Origin of the sequence: Pseudomonas sp. P108, assembly GCF_032613195.1 — a bacterium.
Lineage (GTDB): Bacteria > Pseudomonadota > Gammaproteobacteria > Pseudomonadales > Pseudomonadaceae > Aquipseudomonas.
Window position 1 is genome coordinate 5,238,234 of the sequence record NZ_CP126691.1, and the last position, 19,382, is coordinate 5,257,615.

General features: G+C 59.4%; 11 protein-coding genes. 9 read left to right on the forward strand and 2 right to left on the reverse strand.

Features of this window, described 5'->3' with window-relative positions:
- Nucleotides 1-199: 199 nt before the first annotated feature.
- The 9 genes from QOM10_RS23040 (at nucleotide 200) to QOM10_RS23080 (ending at nucleotide 18,400) form a co-directional block, all read left to right on the forward strand.
- Entirely contained in the window at nucleotides 200-1,723 is a 1,524-nt protein-coding gene (locus QOM10_RS23040; RefSeq protein WP_127929551.1) for a fumarate hydratase, read from the forward strand.
- Between the two features lie 201 nt (nucleotides 1,724-1,924).
- Complete coding sequence (locus QOM10_RS23045; protein WP_316917005.1) at nucleotides 1,925-6,445, forward strand: SpvB/TcaC N-terminal domain-containing protein; 4,521 nt, start codon at nucleotides 1,925-1,927, stop codon at nucleotides 6,443-6,445.
- A complete protein-coding gene (locus tag QOM10_RS23050) occupies nucleotides 6,442-9,234 on the forward strand; it encodes an RHS repeat-associated core domain-containing protein (protein WP_316917006.1) in 2,793 nt (930 codons plus the stop codon). The genes QOM10_RS23045 and QOM10_RS23050 overlap by 4 nt, the downstream gene beginning before the upstream one ends.
- Nucleotides 9,235-9,406: 172 nt before the next feature.
- Nucleotides 9,407-11,968, forward strand: coding sequence for an RHS repeat-associated core domain-containing protein (locus QOM10_RS23055; RefSeq protein ID WP_316917007.1), 2,562 nt, complete (start codon nucleotides 9,407-9,409; stop codon nucleotides 11,966-11,968).
- Between the two features lie 76 nt (nucleotides 11,969-12,044).
- Nucleotides 12,045-13,805 carry an ATP-binding protein gene (locus QOM10_RS23060; RefSeq protein ID WP_316917008.1) on the forward strand — a complete coding sequence of 587 codons (1,761 nt, stop codon included), beginning with the start codon at nucleotides 12,045-12,047 and terminating at the stop codon, nucleotides 13,803-13,805.
- Nucleotides 13,805-15,133: a sigma-54-dependent transcriptional regulator gene (locus tag QOM10_RS23065; RefSeq protein WP_127929555.1), complete on the forward strand. Its 1,329-nt coding sequence runs from the start codon at nucleotides 13,805-13,807 to the stop codon at nucleotides 15,131-15,133. Before QOM10_RS23060 ends, QOM10_RS23065 begins: the two co-directional genes overlap by 1 nt.
- Before the next feature lie 384 nt (nucleotides 15,134-15,517).
- Nucleotides 15,518-16,837, forward strand: coding sequence for an MFS transporter (locus QOM10_RS23070; protein WP_007912608.1), 1,320 nt, complete (start codon nucleotides 15,518-15,520; stop codon nucleotides 16,835-16,837).
- A 382-nt stretch (nucleotides 16,838-17,219) separates the two neighbouring features.
- On the forward strand, nucleotides 17,220-17,495 hold the full coding sequence (locus QOM10_RS23075; protein WP_150774293.1) for a hypothetical protein: 276 nt from the start codon (nucleotides 17,220-17,222) through the stop codon (nucleotides 17,493-17,495).
- A gap of 275 nt (nucleotides 17,496-17,770) precedes the next feature.
- The gene (locus tag QOM10_RS23080) at nucleotides 17,771-18,400 is read left to right on the forward strand and encodes a flavin reductase family protein (protein WP_316917009.1); all 630 of its coding nucleotides are present in this window, start codon (nucleotides 17,771-17,773) and stop codon (nucleotides 18,398-18,400) included.
- 4 nt (nucleotides 18,401-18,404) lie between these two features.
- On the opposite strand, the gene QOM10_RS23085 is transcribed toward QOM10_RS23080, so the two are convergent.
- On the reverse strand, nucleotides 18,405-18,647 hold the full coding sequence (locus tag QOM10_RS23085; RefSeq protein WP_038366794.1) for a hypothetical protein: 243 nt from the start codon (nucleotides 18,645-18,647) through the stop codon (nucleotides 18,405-18,407).
- A gap of 43 nt (nucleotides 18,648-18,690) precedes the next feature.
- Nucleotides 18,691-19,044, reverse strand: coding sequence for a putative quinol monooxygenase (locus tag QOM10_RS23090; protein ID WP_127929557.1), 354 nt, complete (start codon nucleotides 19,042-19,044; stop codon nucleotides 18,691-18,693).
- Nucleotides 19,045-19,382: the final 338 nt, after the last annotated feature.

The window sequence follows — 19,382 nt, forward strand, 5'->3', positions numbered from 1 at the left end:
TCGAGGCGCGGTATACTGCCGCGCCTTTTTAGCGTCGCGCCAGCAGCCCCGGCGTGCCCGGCCCAAAGGGCCAGCTTCAAGTTGCAAGCTCCAAGCCGCAAGCTCGAACAGTCCGCGTACTGCTCCAACTTGCCGCTCGAAGCTAGAAGCTCAAAGCTGCCCTATTAAAATGTTCCCGTCTTTTAGAGGAGCGCGACTCATGACCGTGATCAAGCAAGACGACCTGATTCAGAGCGTTGCCGACGCCCTGCAGTTCATTTCCTATTACCACCCCGTGGATTTCATCCAGGCGATGCACGAAGCCTACCTGCGCGAAGAATCGCCAGCGGCCCGTGACTCGATGGCGCAGATCCTGATCAACTCGCGCATGTGCGCCACCGGCCACCGCCCGATCTGCCAGGACACCGGTATCGTTACCGTGTTCGTGCGCGTCGGCATGGACGTGCGTTGGGATGGCGCCACCATGGGCCTGGACGACATGATCAACGAAGGCGTACGTCGCGCCTACAACCTGCCGGAAAACGTCCTGCGTGCCTCGATCCTCGCCGACCCGGCGGGCGCTCGCAAAAACACCAAGGACAACACCCCTGCCGTGATTCACTACTCCATCGTCCCGGGCAACACCGTGGAAGTGGACGTGGCGGCCAAGGGCGGCGGCTCCGAGAACAAGTCGAAAATGGCCATGCTCAACCCGTCCGACTCGATCGTCGACTGGGTACTGAAGACCGTTCCGACCATGGGCGCCGGCTGGTGCCCACCGGGTATGCTCGGCATCGGCATCGGCGGCACCGCCGAGAAAGCTGCGGTCATGGCCAAGGAAGTGTTGATGGAATCCATCGACATTCACGAGCTGAAGGCCCGTGGCCCACAGAACCGCATCGAAGAAATGCGTCTGGAGCTGTTCGAGAAGGTCAACCAGTTGGGCATCGGCGCCCAGGGCCTCGGTGGCCTGACCACCGTGCTCGACGTGAAGATCATGGACTACCCGACCCACGCCGCCTCGCTGCCGGTGTGCATGATCCCGAACTGCGCCGCCACCCGTCACGCACACTTCGTGCTCGACGGTTCCGGCCCGGCCTCGCTGGAAGCGCCACCGCTGGACGCTTACCCGGAAATCGTCTGGGAAGCCGGCCCGTCGGCCCGTCGCGTCAACCTCGACACCCTGACCCCGGAAGACGTGCAGAGCTGGAAGCCGGGCGAAACCGTCCTGCTCAACGGCAAAATGCTCACCGGTCGCGACGCCGCGCACAAGCGCATGGTCGAGATGCTCAACAAAGGTGAAACCCTGCCGGTGGATCTGAAAGGTCGCTTCATCTACTACGTCGGCCCGGTTGATCCGGTCGGTGACGAAGTGGTTGGCCCGGCGGGCCCGACCACCGCGACGCGGATGGACAAGTTCACTCGTCAGATCCTTGAGCAAACCGGCCTGTTGGGCATGATCGGCAAATCCGAGCGCGGCCCGACCGCGATCGAAGCGATCAAGGACAACAAAGCCGTGTACTTGATGGCCGTCGGCGGCGCTGCTTACCTGGTCGCTCAGGCGATCAAGAAGTCCAAGGTGCTGGCGTTCGCCGAACTGGGCATGGAAGCGATCTACGAGTTCGAGGTCAAGGACATGCCGGTCACCGTTGCGGTGGACAGCAAAGGTGAGTCGGTGCACATCACCGGTCCTGCGATCTGGCAACAGAAGATCAGCGAAAGCCTGGCGGTAGAAGTGCGGTAAGCCCTTCGCCCTCATAAAAACGGCCGGTTCATCCCTTGGATGATCCGGCCGTTTTTGTTTGTGCAAACCGATCGCGATAAAAACGTCGTCAATGCACACAAAATGATCTTGCGCACCTGTCAGATCTGACAGGTTCATTTAATCGCGGTTCTTGTTAGCGTCAGTCCATTCACGCCCACCTTCTGCGCAATGGATTCGACCATGGCCGAGCAACAAGAACTGAGCATCACCAAGCCCTCCATCGCCAAAAGCGCATCGATCGCCACCATCGGCAAAAGCTGGGGCGCTGTGGGCCCGACCGGAGCGGCAGCGTTCGAACTGCCGATTCCAACATCCGCCGGGCGAGGCTGGGACCCACAGTTTTCCTTGAACTACAGCAGTCAGAGCGGCAACGGTCCGTTCGGCCTTTCGTGGAATCTGAGTGGCGTGGGTCAGATCAGCCGCCGCACCAACAAAGGCGTGCCGCGTTATACCGAGCACGACGAAATCATCGGCGTAGATGGCGAAGTATGGATGCCGGAGCTGGACGAAAATGGCGAACTCAAATCACGTGATGCCAACAGCTACAACGGCGTCGACATCGGTCCGCACAAAGTGGTGCGTTACTGGCCGCAAGTCGAAGGCGACTTTGCTTTGCGTGAGCGCTGGCAGCGCCAGACCAGAGAAGCAGATCCACCGGTGTTCTGGCTGATACATGGCGCCGATGGTTCACTGCACATTTACGGCAAAACCGCAGCGACCAGGCTCGCCGATCCCGATGCACCTGGACGCGTCGCCGCGTGGCTGATCGGCGAAAGCATGAACGCCCGTGGCGAACATATCTGCTTTGAGTACAAGGCCGATGATCAGGATCCTGACCCGACACATGACTACCGCGCCCAGCGTTATCTGTGCCGCGTGTGCTATGGCAACTTCACCGCCAGCAGCGATCTGTACAGCTGGAAAACAGAGAATCCCACAGACCTGGACTGGCACTTCCACCTGCTGTTCGATTACGGCGAGCGCAGTACGTCGCTGACCGATATCCCGGCCTATGACGGCTCCCCCCCGAACCACTGGACAGTCCGCCCCGACCGCTTTTCAACCCATGGTCGGGGCTTTGAACTGGGCACGCGCAGACTTTGCCAGCAGGCGTTGCTGTTTCATCACTTCTCCAGGGAAAAAACCGAGAAACCGAAACTGGTACGCCGCCTGCTGCTGGAATATCACCAACCGCAAAACGTCGCGCAATGGACCTACAGCCAGATCAGCGCGGCGCACTATCAGGCGTTCGATGCCAACGGCGTTGTCGAGAACACACCGCCGATCGAGTTCGACTACGCCACCTTCGATATCAATAAAAAACCGCTTCAACTCTTCGAGTCCGATGTGCAGCCGGGCATCGAAGACAACAATTTCTATCAATGCGTCGATCTCTTCGGCGAAGGCGTGCCGGGGTTTCTTTGCCGTTATGACCAGAGTTGGTATTACCGCGAACCGCTGCGCGCGACGACGGGCGGCGATGAAATCGGTTATGGACCCTGGACCGCTTTGCAGAAGATTCCGGTCGCCGATCGCAGCCGTCCGGTACAGCAACTGTTGACCGATCTTACCGGTGACGGCCGACTCGACTGGGTCAGCGCGCAACCAGGCAGCAGCGGCTTTCGCACATTCACCGCAGAGCGTCAGTTTGACGATTTTGTTGCCTTCGGCCATTTCCCGCCGGAGTTCTTCTCCGCCCTCTCGACACTTGGCGACCTGAGCGGTGACGGCTTGAGCAGCCTGGCCTTGATCGGACCGAATTCGGTACGGCTGTATGCCAACCAGCGCGAACAAGGTTTCGCCGCGCCTGAGGAGGTGCCGCACAAACCCGACGACGACCGCTTGCCGGTATTCAGCAATTCTCCGACAGAACTGGTGCTGCTGGGCAATCTTCTCGGCAGCGACATGCCCGAGCTGTGCCGGATACGCCACGATGAAATCCGCTGCTGGCCGAACCTCGGTCACGGCCGCTTTGGCCAAGGTCGCAAGATCAGCGAACTACCCTTCAACTACGCGCAATTCGATTCGTCACGCGTACGCCTTGCCGACCTCGACGGCTCCGGAGCCGCATCGCTGATTTACCTGAATTCAGACACTTTCGATATCTACCTGAACCATGGTGGCAACGGCCTGGAGCAGACGCCGATCAGCGTGCCGTGGCCCGACGGCGTACGTTACGACCGTTTCAGCCAGGTGAGTTTTGCCGATCTGCAGGGCCTGGGTTGTGCCAGCCTGATCCTGACGCTCACGCACATGCAGCCGCAGCACTGGCGCTACGATTTTGTCTCGGCCAAACCGTATCTGTTGACCAGCAGTAACAACAACATGGGCTGCAGTACCCGCGTGATCTACCGCAGTTCGGCGCAGGAATGGCTGGATGAAAAACGCCGTTTGCTCACCCTCAAGCGTTTGCCGGTTTGCCACCTGCCGTTCCCGGTGACGGTGGTGAAGAAACAACAGCAACTGGATGAAATCACCGGCAATTGCCTGACGCAGACGTTCACCTGGCGGGAAGGTTTCTACGACAGCCGTGATCGTGAGTTCCGCGGTTTCGGCCAGTTGCAGCAAACCGACAGTGAGAGCGCCAGCGGCGCTGATGACGTCGGCTTCAGCGAACCGGTGCGGGTGTATACCTGGTTTCACACCGGACAATCGATGGACCGGCCGCGCACCGGCTACTTCAATCAGGACACACAAGCGGTCCCCCTCGGCAACACTCTGTTCAGCCGGCATCACCCAGACGACGACGTTGATGAAATCATCCCGGCGCACGATGACGATACCCGGTACCAGATTTCCCGGGCGCTGGCCGGCGCGGTAATCCGCAGTGAAACCTATGCCGACGCAGAGGTGGACAGCCCCGGGATTGCCACGCCTTATGTGGTCGAAGAATGGCGTTATCAGGTGCGCGAAGTGCGCCCGCAAGGTGCTTGTGCCGCTGCCGTATTACTGCCGCTGGTGGTGGAAAAAATCAGCTGTCAGTACGACCGCTTTGTCGATGACCCTCTGTGTCGCAAAGAGCTGAATCTGCGCTGGAGCGCGTACGGTCAGCCGACGCACACAATGAGGGTGAGCTACGCCCGGCAGCTTACCGAAGAGGATTTGCCGCCATTCGACGATACCGATGAACAACAATGGTGGCTCGACGCTCATGACCCGGCGCAGCAATCGTTCTACCTGAACGAAAGCCGTTCAGCGTTCATCGAGCTGGACAAGGACTTGCAGCATTGGCGTCTGGGTTTGCCTTATCAACAGCGAGATAACGCGCTGGTCTTGCCAAAAGGCATTTTGCCCACAGGGCTCGACGCAGAGCAGGTGTCTTGTGAATGCCTGATGGCGCATGAGGATTCGGCGCACTGGAATGCCGAACGCGTGCTGACGACACAGTCCGTGCAGCGTTACCTGGGTACCGATGGCAAGCAACTGGAAGACGGTGTTGCCGGGTTCGAAGCCCTGGCCGGCCCACTGGAAATCGCACAACTGGACAAGACCGCGCTGGACGCTTACAGCGAAGTGCGCCCTCCAATCAACGTGCGGGACGAACTGCGAAAGATCGGATATCTGCCGATGCCGTTTCTGTTCTGGGTGAATCCATTGGGCGGTACGGAGCACGACCTGTGGTCGGCCAATTTCGGCTATGCCGAATACGCTGGCCTCGACGGTTTCTACAAAGTACAGCGTTATCGCGAAACCCTCAGCCACGGCTACACCCGCGCCGAATACGACGCTCACGCGCTGGCCGTGACGCTCGTGGTGCTGCCGGATGGCTGTACCACGCGCATCGAGTACGACTACCACGCGCTGCAACCGCTAAAGATATTCGACGCCAATGACAACGTTCAGGAAGCGATCTACGAGCCTTCCGGCCAGCCAATTGCCAGCAGCTTTCACGGCACAGAGAACGGCCAGCCTGCCGGCTTCAGCCCGCTGGAAGAGTACAGAGTTCCAGAAGACCGGCGCCCGGAGACGGCCATCGCCAACCCGGGAAAAGCCGTGCAGGAAGCCGCCACCACCTTGCGCAAGGATCTGTTCAGCTGGATGGGACAGGTGACCAATGACAGCCGGACAACCCGCGAATGGATCGCTCGGAGGGATCTCTTGCCCAGCGGCCACATCAGGGCCAGCGCACGGCGGCGACTCGCACAGCGCAGCAGCGCACTGACACCTGCTGAGCAAGCCCTGCACGAGGTCATCAGCACGGTGCATCGCGAACCGGTGCACAGCGTCATCCTCAGTGCCGACCGCTACCCCGACGTTGCGACAGATGCGCAGATCCAGATCATCAAAGCTTGCGTCGATGGCTTTGGCCGGCCCCTGCAAACCCAGCAACGGGTTGATCCGGGCATGGCCTATGCCGTAAGCGACGATGGCTCGCTGATCGTCGAGGATGGTCAATTCAAACAAGTCGATGCCAATCCGCGCTGGCGCATCAGCGAGCGTGTCGAATACAACAACAAAGGCTTGCCGGTGCGTCAGTTCCGGCCGTTTTTTGCCAATATCCACCGCTACGTCAACGACCAGTCACTGCGCGAGCTGGGCTACTTTGATCAGGTGTTCTACGACGCGTTGGGGCGCCAGACCAGGCTGGTCAACGCCAAGGGTGACTTCTCCCGCGAGACCTACCACCCGTGGTATCGCGCCAGCGAAGATTTCAATGACACCGCCGAGCCGCCACCACCGCCAAAGGTACAGCGGTCATGATCGCCAACCTGCATCGACGTACGCCAGCGCTTGCCGTCAGCGATGCGCGTGGTTTGCCGGTGCGACAGGTGGCGTACCTGCGTGCGGTGGCCGATGACACCGCTACTGCCCTGGTTACCCGCCAATATCACGACCACGCAGGACGGTTGGTCGAGCAATGGGATCCGCGTCTCTCGGTGCCGTCTCTGACCTCGGTCCACAGCCTGGCCGGGGCGCTGCTGAAATCTGCCAGTGTCGACGCCGGCTGGCGTTTCAACTTGCCGGGGCTGGCCGGTGAGCCACTGCAACGCTGGGACGCGCGCCACGCGCATTGGCGCACGACCTTCGATGAGCAACTGCGCGTGGTGGAGGTCGCGGAAAACGGAGAGGATGTCGACACTTTCAGCTACGCCGATGCCACGGCTGACGCGGGGCACAATCAGCGCGGCCAGTTGCTGGAACAGCAGGACCGTTCGGGTTTATTGCGCACCGACAGCTTCGCCCTCACCGGCCAGCCGCTGACAGAAACCCGCACCTTTAGCGATGGCCAGGCGTTCACCAGCCAGCGACGGTTCAGCCCGCTCGGCGCGACGCTCGAGCAGACCGACGCCGGCGGTCATCGACAACAGTCGCGCTACGGTCTGGCCGGGCAGCTCAAGCAAACGCACCTGCAAATCAACGGCAAGACCGACTGGCAGGCGGTGCTGCTGGATGCAGAGTACAACGCCGCCGATCAGATCATCGACCAACTGGCCGGCAATCAGCTGCGCAGTCAGTGGACCTACGACCCGGCGGACGGCCGTTTGCACACCCAGTCCAGTCGCAAGGACAGTGGCGCTGTCCTGCAGGATTTCGAATATTTTTACGACCCCGTCGGCAACATCACCCGCATCGAAGACCACGCATTTCAACCGCGACACTTCGCCAACCAGCTTATCGACGGCCATCGCGACTTCACTTACGACTCGCTCTACCGACTGACCAGCGCCACCGGTTACGACGACGCCCCGCCCTCGGACATTCCCGGCCTGCCGCACCCGAGCGACCCAGGCAATCGCCTCAACTACAGCCAGACGTACCAATACGATCATGGCGGCAACCTGATCGAACTGTGCCATGTGCGTGCCGGTAACAACTACACCCGGCTGATGCGCATCGACCCGAACAGCAATCGCGGGGTGCGCTGGAAACCGGAGGATGCGGAACCGGAGTTCGACAAACTGTTCGACCGCCACGGCAACCTGCAAGCCATTTACTTGGGCAGGCCCCTGAGCTGGAATGCCCGCGACGAACTGGAACAGGTGATTCTGCTGGCCCGCGACAACCACAACAGTGACGCCGAACGCTACGAATACAGCCAGGGTATGCGGGTGTTCAAACGCCACGACTATCTGGCCGCCAACGTCGAACATTTCCATCAGGTGCGTTACTTGCCGGGGCTGGAAATTCGCACTCGTGACAATGGCGAAGAACTGCACGTGATCAGCGTCGGCAATGCGCGCTACCTGTATTGGCTGGCGAAAAAACCCAAAGGCATCGACGCTGATCAACTGCGCTACAGCCTTGAAGACCACCTTGGTTCCTGTGTGATGGAGCTGGATCAACAGGCGCAACTGATCAGTCAGGAAGGTTATTACCCGTTCGGCGAAACCGCATGGATGGCCGCTCACTCAGCGCTTGAAGTGAGTTACAGGTTCATTCGCTACTCGGGCAAGGAGATGGACGTCAGCGGGCTGTATTACTACGGCGCACGGTATTACGCACCGTGGTTGCAACGCTGGATCAGCACCGACGCCGAGCAGGCGGACGGTCTGAATTTATATGCATTCGTGGGGAATAACCCGATCGGTTTTATCGATCCGGACGGGAACACGCGGGCAGAAAGCGTGATCATGCTGTATTCGGCGTTTGCTTCCGCCGTAGAAGGACACTCCGAGGAAGTATTGGGGCAACTGCACAACATCATCAATCAAAATGTTGCACTGAACATGGCAGTGAATCTGGGGGGAGAAATCGTCAGAGGGATTGTCGGCTATGAAGGTGGATCTTTGGGCGGTGCCCAATTTGACACCATGATTCCAGCACTTGAAGTGGCACCGAACGTGTTGAAACCTTCATCGTTGGTCGGTGGCAACATCGGGGGTGATGTCGCCGGGGCCATCGTTGAGCCGGTGGCAAACTCTATCGGCCTGCAAGTCGGGCCTTTGATCCCGCAAACCTCGCAGATGTCCGTCAGCGCGATTGATCAAAGCCTGGGGATCGAGGCCCCCGTCAAGGAAATCAACTCATGGAAAGACTTCAAGAGCGAAGTGCTGCATCCGACACTCAATTCGTTATTCAGCCCAGCATTTTTAATGAACAGAGTATTCGGAACAGTGGTGGGGATCATTCCCGGCGCACTTAACATGGGAAGTCGGGCGCAGGAAGCACAAGACATCAAGAACCGGCTTGACCCGGTGAAAATTGAAAAGATCGAAAAAATGCTCAGCGACTGGAAAGCGGCCATTGAACAACGGTCTGCATGGGCGGAAAAAGCTTTTGACGCATTGGGCGTTGACAGTGTTTCGCCTGCCAATGTGCTGCCGAATGTCAATGGCAATACTTCCAGCGAAACGCTGGCCGTCATTACGCGCGCTGGCTTGCAACAGAAAAACCGAGCTGTGCTCGCCAACATCGCACAGGCTCAGGCCGGACTTGCGCGATACAGAGAGATGGGGACCACTGACAATCTGTACAAAGCAAGACAACGGCATCTGGCATCAAAAAAGCCGGGGAACCCCCTCCTCACCAAGTTTAAAAACGGTCACTGAAACCATGCATTCACGCACGCCCTCCCTGACAGTGAATGACGGACGAGGCCTGCCAGTCCGCAAGGTAGCGTACTTGTGTAGCGTGACAGGTAACACGTCAAGCCCCCTGGTGACCTGCCAGGAACACGATTCAGCCGGGCGTCTGATCACGCAACGGGACCCGCGCTTGCCCATGGCTAACACGGCAACTGTTTATTCGTTGAATGGCAATGCGGTGCTTATCGACAGCGTGGATAGCGGCTGGCGTGTGGTGCTGCCAGGGCTGGCCGGCGAGTCGCTTCAGCGTTGGGACGCGCGCTGGCATCACTGGGTCATGACTTTCGACGAGCAATTGCGCAGGCTGACAGTTGAAGAAAATGGCATCGCTGACGTCGAAACCTTCATATACGGCGACGCTGGCGCCGATGCGCTGCACAACTTGCGCGGCCAGCTCCTCGAACAGACAGACCCCGGCGGCACCCTGCACATGACCAGCTTTGCCCTGATCGGCGAGCCATTGGAAGAAACCCGTACCTTCCACGACGCCAAGGCCTTCACCACCCGCCGCGTCTTCAGCCCCCTCGGCCTCGTGCAGGAGCAGACTGACGCCAGCGGACACCGACAACAGTTGCGCTACGGTCTGGCCGGACAGCTCAGGCAAACGCACCTGCAAATCAACGACAAGACCGATTGGCACGCGGTGCTGCTCGACGCGCAGTACAACGCCGCCGACCAGATCATCGAACAACTGGCCGGCAACCAGGTGCGCAGTCAGTGGACGTACGACCTGGCCGACGGCCGCTTGCACACCCAGTCCAGTCGCAAGGGCAGCGGCGCTGTGCTGCAGGATTTCGAATATTTTTACGACCCTGTCGGCAACATCACCCGCATCGAAGACCACACTTTTCAGCCGCGCTACTTCGCCAACCAGCTGATCGACGGTCACCGCGATTTCACTTACGACTCGCTCTACCGACTGACCAGCGCCACCGGTTACGACGACGCCCCGCCGCCGGACATTCCCGGCCTGCCGCAACCGGGCACCCCTGGCGATCGCCTCAACTACACCCAGACCTATCAATACGATAACGGTGGCAACCTGATCGAACTGTGCCATGTCAGAGAGGGCCACAACTCCACCCGGCAAATGCGCATCGACCTGAACAGTAATCGCGGGGTGCCCTGGAAAACAGGCGCACCGGAACCGGTGTTCGACGATCTGTTCGATCGCCACGGAAATCAAAAGGCGATGCACCCCGGCAAACCGCTGCTCTGGAATGCCCGCGACGAGCTGGAAAGCGTGATCCTGATCCAGCGCGAAGGCGGACCGAATGATGCCGAGTGTTACCGCTACAGTCAGGGTGTGCGCGTGTACAAACGCCACGAATTTCATACCCCCACTGCCGAACACTTTCATCAGGTGCGCTACCTGCCGGGCCTGGAAATCCGCACCCGCGACAACGGTGAAGAACTGCACGTCATCACCCTCGGCAATGCCCGCTGCCTGCATTGGGCAGAGAGAAAACCCAAAGGCACCGACACCGATCAATTGCGTTACAGCCTCGAAGATCACCTCGGTTCCTGCGTGATGGAACTCGACCAACAGGCACAACTGGTCAGCGAGGAAGGTTACTACCCGTTCGGTGCCACGGCGTGGTTGACCGCGCCCTCGAAAATTGAAGTCAGCTACAAGTTCATTCGCTATTCGGGCAAAGAGATGGACCTCAGCGGTATGTATTACTACGGCGCACGCTATTACGCACCTTGGTTGCAACGCTGGGTCAGTGCGGATCCGGCGGGCGATATCGATGGGTTGAATCTGTACGGTTTTGTGCTCAACAACCCCGTGACTTACTTCGATTCGACAGGCAACAAAACGGAGGAAGCCCAATCGTCTACCGGAGGAGTTCTGGCATTTATTACCGGAAACACTCCCAGAGAGCGTATGCAGAAGAAACTGGCCTTCCATAACGAGCTGCTTTCAGCCGTCGATCTGGCGGTCAGGGATGTCACCACTCAAATACTCAACCATCGTTCCGAGACCAACAGCAGAGTATCAACAGCGAAAAGAACAGGTTTTTTCCTTGCGGAAAAGGGTGCATCCAACGCGGTTGGCATAGGCTTGAGCGCGGCCGGGGTAACACTGGGAATCCCCGGCGGCCCTCTCGGAATGCTGATCGGCGGGGCACTTGGTTTCGTGGTCGGAAAAACCGTGAGTAAAACTACGAAAGCAATCGGCAAACATACCGGTTTGAACACCGCCATCAGCCTGCAACCGGATCGATTGAAAGGAGACAAGCTGATCAAGCAAACAGAAGCAGAACAAGGCCCCGTGGTTAACATTAAGTCTTTGGCTACTTACAACCCGCTCAAACCCGCAGGACGGCAAGAGATCAAACAGGGCGCTATCGTAGCTGGCAAGGAATTGGCGCTGGCAGGGGCGGGCAAGATCCCCTACGTCGGGCCGGCCATCAAGGTCATTCCGGATACCCTCGATCTCTTGAGTGAAATAGCAACCAGCGCAATTGATCTTACCGAGGATGAGGTGACAGCATTGGATGCCGACATTATCGGCACGATAAATATGCTGCAGCGTGGCTCGGAACATTTAATCGAAAAGGTCAAGGCCATGAGTTTCTCTGACACCACTAAACGCATTGAACGCATTGAACGCGAAACCGGAACTCGAATAAAAACGCTTCGAAACCTGCGAACAGTGCTTCATTCCAACTCGTCCAGTTTTACTGCCGTATGAAAAGGTGACGACACGGCTCTTGGCCTCAACAGTGCACATGGTAAGGTGCCTGCCCGTCCTTATCCCTGCGCCCAGCATGCTGCCGACTTCCCGTACCTTGCGTCTGTCGTTGTATACCCTGCTGATCATCGCCGGCGCGGCGCTTGCCGCTACGCTTGCGATCCGCCACGCCGAACGTCAGGCGCTGGAGGAGGATGCCGCACGCGCCAACCAGCAACTGGCGCTGTACGCCAATTCCCTGCACACCCTGATCGACCGCTATCGCGCCCTGCCCGCCGTGCTGGCGCTGGACCCGCAATTGCGCGCGGCGCTGGCCGGAGCGGTCGATGCCGACGAACAGGCGGCGCTGAACCTGAAGCTTGAGAAGATCAACGGTGCGGCACAATCCTCGACCCTTGAACTGCTCGATCACACCGGCCTCGCCGTGGCCGCCAGCAATTGGCGTCTGCCGAGCAGTTACGTCGGCCACAATTACGGTTTCCGCCCCTACTTCAGCCAGACCCGCACCCAAGGCACCGGGCGTTTTTATGCCGTGGGCGTGACCAGCGGCATTCCCGGCTACTTCCTCTCAAGCGCCGTACTTGGTGATAACGACGAGTTTCTTGGGGCAATGGTGGTCAAGCTGGAATTCCCCGAACTGGAGCGGGAGTGGAGTCAGGGCAATGACACGCTGCTGGTCAGCGACGCGCGCGGCATCATCTTCATCGCCAACCAACCCGGCTGGCGCTATCGCGCGCTGCGGCCGTTGAGTGCCAGTGACATGGCCGAGATCAAGGCCACGCGTCAATACGACAAACAATCGCTGGTGCCCCTGACCCACTTGTCGCTGCGCCGCTTCGATGACAACAGTGATCTGCGCCGTGTCGAAGGCCCGCAAGGCACGGCGGATTATCTATGGGAGTCACTGCCCCTGAGCGCCGAAGGCTGGACCCTGCACCTGCTGCGTCATCCGCAAGTGGCGTTCGAAGATCTGCGCAACGCCGGCCTCGCCGCCGCCGGGGTGTGGCTGGCACTGGTGTTTCTGTTGCTGTTTCTCAACCAGCGCTGGCGCCTGTCGAAAATCCGCCAGCGCAACCGCGAGGAACTGGAGCAGTTGGTGGAAGAACGCACCCGCGACTTGCGCACCGCGCAGGACGGTCTGGTGCAATCGGCCAAACTCGCCGCGCTCGGTCAGATGTCCGCCGCGCTGGCCCACGAAATCAATCAACCGCTGACCGCCCAGCGCATGCAACTGGCGACCCTGCGCCTGCTGCTCGACCATGGCCGTGTCGACGATGCCTATAAAGCCTTGAAACCGGTGGATGACATGCTCACGCGCATGGCTGCCCTCACCGGCCACCTCAAGACTTTCGCGCGCAAAAGCCCCAGCGGCTTGCGCGAGCGGCTGGATCTGGCGACGGTGGTCGATCAATCTCTGCAGTTGCTCGATGCGCGGCTGCGCGACGAACAGGTCAGTCTGGTGTTGCACCTGACCCGTCCGGCGTGGGTGCGCGGCGATGCGATTCGTCTCGAACAGGTGCTGATCAACCTGCTGCGCAACGCCCTTGATGCGATGCAGGGCAAAGCGTGCAAACGTCTGGAGATCCGTCTGGAAGCCGATGAGCAACTGTGGCGTCTGAGCGTCAGCGACAATGGCGGCGGCATCGCCGAAGATCATCTGGCCCAGGTGTTCGATCCGTTCTTCACCACCAAACCGGTGGGCGACGGCCTGGGCCTAGGGTTGGCGGTATCCTTCGCCATCGTGCATGAATCCGGCGGCCGTCTGAACGCCGAGAATGGCGACACCGGCGCGGTGTTCAGCCTGACTTTGCCGATCGATCTGGAGGCACACATCTGATGCTCAACTCGGTAATGGTGGTCGATGACGAAAGCAGCATTCGCAGCGCCGTCGAGCAGTGGCTGAGCCTGTCGGGCTTCGAGGTGCAGTTGTTCAGCCGCGCCGAAGACTGCCTCGCCGCCCTGCCCGCGCACTTTGCCGGGGTAATCCTCAGCGATGTGCGCATGCCCGGCATGGGTGGCCTGGCGCTGTTGGCCGAAGTGCAGAAACGCGATGCCGATCTGCCGGTGATCCTGCTCACCGGTCATGGCGATGTACCGATGGCCGTCGAAGCGATGCGCGACGGTGCCTACGACTTTCTGGAAAAACCGTTCAGCCCGGAAACCCTGCTCGGCAGCTTGCGCCGGGCGCTGGACAAACGCCGTCTGATTCTGGAGAACCGCGCCCTGCACGAGCAGGCCGACAACCGCGCGAAACTCGATGCGACCCTGCTCGGCGTGTCCCGTGGTTTACAGACGTTGCGCCGGCAGGTGCTGGATCTGGCGACGCTGCCGGTCAACGTGTTGATCCGTGGTGAAACCGGTAGCGGCAAGGAACTGGTCGCGCGTTGCCTGCATGATTTTGGCCCCCGAGCGGACAAACCGTTCGTGGCGCTGAACTGCGCGGCGATCCCTGAGCAGCTGTTCGAGGCCGAGCTGTTCGGTCACGAGAGCGGCGCGTTTACCGGTGCCTCGGGCAAGCGCATCGGCAAGCTGGAGTACGCCGATGGCGGCACCTTGTTTCTGGATGAAATCGAAAGCATGCCGCTGGCCCAACAAGTGAAACTGCTGCGCGTATTGCAGGAGCAGAAGCTTGAACGGCTGGGTTCGAACCAGAGCATTCGTGTCGATCTGCGGATTGTCGCGGCGACCAAACCGGATCTGCTCGACGAGGCTCGGGCCGGGCGGTTTCGCGAGGATCTGGCCTATCGCCTGAACGTCGCCGAGCTGCGCTTGCCGCCGTTGCGCGATCGTCGTGAAGACATTCCGTTGCTGTTCGAAACCTTCGCCCACAATGCCGCTGAACGCTTGGGGCGTACCTTTCCACCCTTGAGCGGCGCGCAATTGAGTCATCTGCTCAGCCACGACTGGCCGGGCAACGTGCGCGAACTGGCGAACGTTGCCGAACGCCAAGTGTTGGGGCTGGACGAGCCGGCACCGGGGATTGATCCGGGGCAATCGCTGGCGGCGCAACAGGAGGCGTTTGAAGCGCAATGCCTGCGTGCAGCATTGACCCGGCACAAGGGTGATGTGAAAGCGGTGCTTGAAGAACTGCAACTGCCGCGCCGCACGTTCAATGAAAAGATGCAGCGGCATGGGTTGAGTCGGGAGATGTTTTTGGCTGAGTGAGGCAGGGTCGGGATTTTTGGTGTGGCTGAATCCATCCCCCTCACCCCAGCCCGCTCCCCCAAGGGGGCGAGGGGGAAGGGAGCCGATCTTTGTGCTGTTCAAAACCTGAGTTCGACTCGATATCTCAAGTCGGTGGACCTCGAATAATCCACTCGGTCAGTCCCCTCTCCCCCCGGGAGAGGGCTAGGGTGAGGGGCTTTTTGATCTCAGCCCCAATAAGCGGAAATCCGCTCATCAAACCAGATCCTTCGGCGATATCCCGCTCAGTCAGGTCTGCCATCCCCTCTAAACCGGCCCTCCCCCCGTTGGCACACCTCCTGCTATAGCCCTCGCAGGCTGCGTTTCTACGCGCTCCACAAAAACAATTAAACGAAGGATCCTTCAATGGATAACTCCAACGCCCTGCCTCTTGGGTCGGCTGCCGTGCCCGCCAAAGAAAGAACCACCGCCAGCCGGATCAAATCGATCTTCAGCGGTTCCGTCGGCAACATGGTCGAGTGGTACGACTGGTATGTGTATGCCGCCTTCTCCCTGTACTTTGCGAAAACCTTCTTCCCTGCCGGTTCCACCACCGCCCAACTGATGAACACCGCCGCGATTTTCGCCGTCGGCTTTCTGATGCGTCCGATCGGTGGCTGGCTGATGGGGATGTACGCCGACAAGGTCGGACGCAAAAAAGCCCTGATGGCCTCGGTTTACCTGATGTGCTTCGGCTCGTTGCTGATTGCCCTCAGCCCGAACTACGAAACCATCGGCATCGGCGCGCCGATCCTGCTGGTGTTCGCCCGTCTGCTGCAAGGCCTGTCGGTCGGTGGCGAATACGGCACCTCGGCGACCTATCTGTCGGAGATGGCGACCAAGGAACGTCGCGGCTTCTTCTCCAGCTTCCAGTACGTGACCCTGATCTCCGGCCAGCTCATCGCGCTGGGCGTACTGATCGTGCTGCAGAACGTGCTGACCACTGAACAGCTGTACGCGTGGGGCTGGCGTATTCCGTTCGCCATCGGTGCGCTGTGTGCGGTCGTGGCGTTGTACCTGCGTCGCGGCATGGAAGAAACCGAGTCGTTCACCAAGAAAGAAAAGTCCAAGGAAAGCGCGATGCGCACCTTGATGCGCCACCCCAAAGAGCTGTTGACCGTGGTCGGCCTGACCATGGGCGGCACCCTGGCGTTCTACACCTACACCACCTACATGCAGAAGTATCTGGTGAACACGGTCGGCATGAGCATCTCCGACTCGACCACCATTTCTGCCGCCACGCTGTTCCTGTTCATGTGCCTGCAACCGATCATCGGTGGCCTGTCGGACAAGATCGGTCGTCGTCCGATCCTGATCGCCTTCGGTGTACTGGGGACGATCTTCACCGTGCCGATCCTGATGACCCTGCACACCATCCAGACCTGGTGGGGCGCATTCTTCCTGATCATGGCGGCGCTGATCATCGTCAGCGGCTACACCTCGATCAACGCCGTGGTGAAAGCCGAGCTGTTCCCGACTGAAATCCGCGCCCTGGGCGTTGGCCTGCCGTACGCACTGACCGTGTCGATCTTCGGCGGTACCGCTGAATACATCGCACTTTGGTTCAAGAGCATCGGCATGGAAACCGGTTACTACTGGTATGTGACGGCGTGCATTGCCGTGTCGTTGCTGGTGTACATCACCATGAAGGACACCCAGAAGCACTCGCGCATCGTTACTGACTGATCAGGTGTTCACAGCCACTGCAATGGTGGCTGTTCTGGCCCTATCGCGAGCAGGCTCACTCCTACAGGGGAAAACATTCCAAATGCAGGAGTGAGCCTGCTCGCGATTGGGGTCACCGCGTTATCCAGACCTGCATGAATAATTCCTCACATCCGCTGCCAAGCGATTAATCGCTAATTAATGCTGCCCCTTCATTGTGCAATCACCTGATCGATAACCTGCGCGACGCTCGCTTCGACGACGAAAGCGAATTCAATGCGCCGCCCTTAATATCAAGTTAATCGATTGTTTTTAGCATTATTTTGCGCTTTTCAATCAATTTAGTTGGCGTAGCATTAAACACATGCAAGACACACCCGCCAACGAATCTGGAGTAACCGACATGAAAACCAAACTGATCCTCGCCCTGACCCTGTCCGTACTGGCCGCCAACACCTTCGCCGCCGACGGCTCGGACAAAACCAAATCCGCCGACTTCATCAACGGCGCCAGCGCCGCCATCGAAACCAGCCACACCGGCACTTATGCCGCTGACGGTTTTGATAAAACCAATATTGGCAAAGCTGTTGCTGCCGATGGTTTCGACAAAACCAACCTGGGTAAAACGATCGCGGCTGACGGCTTCGATAAAACCGGGACTGCCGCCGCTATCAGCTAAGTATCAGCAGTCCTCTCACAGCCCGGCTTCGGCCGGGCTTAGTCATTTCTGGGGGATGACAATCTCCTGAGTTCACATCAAACCCTGTGGGAGCGAGCCTGCTCGCAAAGACGTCGTGTCAGGCGATATCAATGCAACTGACCCGACGCTTTCGCGAGCAGGCTCGCTCCCACAGGGGAATTTCATAGCTTGGAATATCGGTGTCTGGCTGGAAATATGCGGCGTGTACTTGCACTATTGGCCACCTGACTCAGCACTCTCCAGGACCACCCACCATGCCCGATGACATTCACTTCTACGAACCCGCCAACGGCCACGGTCTGCCCCACGATCCGTTCAACGCCATCGTCGGTCCGCGCCCGATCGGCTGGATTTCTTCACAGGATGCCAACGGCCAGTTGAACCTGGCGCCGTACAGTTTCTTCAACGCCTTCAACTACATTCCGCCGATCATTGGTTTCTCCAGCGTCGGGCGCAAAGACAGCCTGAACAACATCGAGCAGACCGGCGAGTTCGTCTGGAACCTCGCCACCCGCCCGCTGGCCGAGCAGATGAACCAGAGCTGCGCGATGGTCGCGCCGCAGGTCAACGAGTTTGAATTGGCGGGATTGACGACCGTTGCGTCAAAAGTGATTTCGGTGCCACGGGTCGCCGAAAGCCCGGTGTCCTTCGAGTGCAAGGTCACACAGATCATTCAATTGCAGCGTGCCGATGGCGAGACGGTGCCGAGCTGGCTGATCCTCGGCGAAGTCGTCGCCGTGCACATCGCCAAGTGGCTGTTGAAGGACGGCATCTACGACACCGCCGCGGCAGAACCGATTCTGCGCGGCGGCGGGCCGGCGGATTACTTCCAGCTGGGGCCTGAGGCCCTGTTCAAGATGTGGCGTCCGGGCGCCAGCAAGTAACGCGTTACCAGATCAACTCGGCGTCTTCAGTGACGCCTTTGAGGTTATCCAGTTCATTGATGGCAGCCTCGTCGGCGGCGATAGCACCGGGGAAGACCTGATCATTCAGCAGCTTGTGAAAGCGTGGTGCACCGCCATCGACCAGGGCCTTGACCGCGATTGCCGCGTGATAGCCCTTGTTGCCGCCCAGCTCGACGGGGACGACTGCGGAAACTGCTTCGAAGTGTTCGAACTCTTTACGTGCCATGTCACACATCCCGGCTCAGACAAATAAGCCGGACATTAAACCCTCAACCGACGAGTTTGTGTACCGGTGCCGGGCATTGACCGAGGGCTTGCGCCGCCGATACGTCCTTGAAGGTGTGGAAGTCGAGGCTGTTGACCACCAGTTCCTGCACCAGCTCGGCGAAGATTTCCATCGACGGGCTGTTGAAATAGTTGGTCATCATTTGCTGACTGCTCCAGAACCCGGAGATCAGCCACAACTCGGGATCACACTGCGAATGCTGCAAGGCAAAGCTCAGGCAACCGGGGGCGGCGCGGGACGGATCGATCAACGCGCTCAGGCGTACACCGAGTTCCGCCGAACGCCCGGCGCGCGCTCGAACGAAGGCCATATGACTGACGGGAATCTGCTTGGACATGTTCAACCCTCCCAGGGAGTCGCGTGGCAGCCGGGGGACGGGCTGCGACAGGATCAAAGGTTAAGGGCCACGTGAACTCTGCCGTTAGTCGATTCCTGCCGCCGCGTTGCACAATCCTGCGAGACTGCATCCAGAACCTGTAACAACCTGTAAAACTGCGTCACACGTCTGTCATGCGCGTTTTGTGTAGGAGCTGTCGAAGGCTGCGATCTTTTGATTTTGCCTTGAAGATCAACAGATCGCAGCCTTCGGCAGCTCCTACAGGGTTGGATCGCGACAGGCGCGGAAACACCCCGGGGCAGAATCAGGCAAGCATTTCGCAGGATGTGTCTACCGCT

Coding starts and splice junctions, on each gene's coding strand:
- QOM10_RS23050 (WP_316917006.1), top strand. CDS start 6,442: ATGATCGCCAACCTGCATCGACGTACGCCAGCGCTTGCCGTCAGCGAT.
- QOM10_RS23090 (WP_127929557.1), bottom strand. CDS start 19,044: ATGTCCAAGCAGATTCCCGTCAGTCATATGGCCTTCGTTCGAGCGCGC.
- QOM10_RS23055 (WP_316917007.1), top strand. CDS start 9,407: ATGGCTAACACGGCAACTGTTTATTCGTTGAATGGCAATGCGGTGCTT.
- QOM10_RS23075 (WP_150774293.1), top strand. CDS start 17,220: ATGAAAACCAAACTGATCCTCGCCCTGACCCTGTCCGTACTGGCCGCC.
- QOM10_RS23060 (WP_316917008.1), top strand. CDS start 12,045: ATGCTGCCGACTTCCCGTACCTTGCGTCTGTCGTTGTATACCCTGCTG.
- QOM10_RS23040 (WP_127929551.1), top strand. CDS start 200: ATGACCGTGATCAAGCAAGACGACCTGATTCAGAGCGTTGCCGACGCC.
- QOM10_RS23045 (WP_316917005.1), top strand. CDS start 1,925: ATGGCCGAGCAACAAGAACTGAGCATCACCAAGCCCTCCATCGCCAAA.
- QOM10_RS23085 (WP_038366794.1), bottom strand. CDS start 18,647: ATGGCACGTAAAGAGTTCGAACACTTCGAAGCAGTTTCCGCAGTCGTC.
- QOM10_RS23070 (WP_007912608.1), top strand. CDS start 15,518: ATGGATAACTCCAACGCCCTGCCTCTTGGGTCGGCTGCCGTGCCCGCC.
- QOM10_RS23080 (WP_316917009.1), top strand. CDS start 17,771: ATGCCCGATGACATTCACTTCTACGAACCCGCCAACGGCCACGGTCTG.
- QOM10_RS23065 (WP_127929555.1), top strand. CDS start 13,805: ATGCTCAACTCGGTAATGGTGGTCGATGACGAAAGCAGCATTCGCAGC.